The organism is Chryseobacterium phosphatilyticum (assembly GCF_002899825.2).
GTDB classification, from domain to species: domain Bacteria; phylum Bacteroidota; class Bacteroidia; order Flavobacteriales; family Weeksellaceae; genus Chryseobacterium; species Chryseobacterium phosphatilyticum.
Genome location: NZ_PPED02000112.1, coordinates 1 through 443 on the forward strand (window position 1 = coordinate 1; position 443 = coordinate 443).

At 41.5% G+C, this 443-nt stretch carries 1 protein-coding gene; it reads left to right on the top strand.

All coding sequences use genetic code 11. The features are described 5' to 3' along the window. On the top strand, positions 1-443 hold a 443-nt coding region (locus C1631_RS23725; RefSeq protein WP_123966800.1), incomplete at both ends, for a sigma 54-interacting transcriptional regulator.

Genomic DNA, 443 nt, shown 5'->3' on the forward strand with positions numbered 1-443 from the left:
TTGCTGATCCACTAATTGGTTCAGTTCATGACCCTATTTACCAAGGAGCGGGTGCTATGGGGCAAGCTGGAATTCCACAACCAAAACAAGGTGCCGTGACAAATGCACATGGTGGAGTATTATTTATCGATGAAATTGGGGAATTGCATCCTATTCAAATGAATAAATTATTAAAAGTACTTGAAGATCGTAAGGTGTTTCTTGATAGTGCCTATTACAGTGCGGAAAATACACAGATTCCTTCGCATATTCATGATATATTTCAAAATGGGCTGCCTGCTGATTTCCGACTTATCGGAGCAACGACCAGAACTCCAAACGAAATTCCACCTGCTATACGGTCACGGTGCATGGAAGTATTCTTCCGTGACTTAGAACAAGAGGAAATTGCCAAGGTAGCAAAAAAAGCTGCGGAAAAGGTCAAATTATCGATCTCGGAGGAA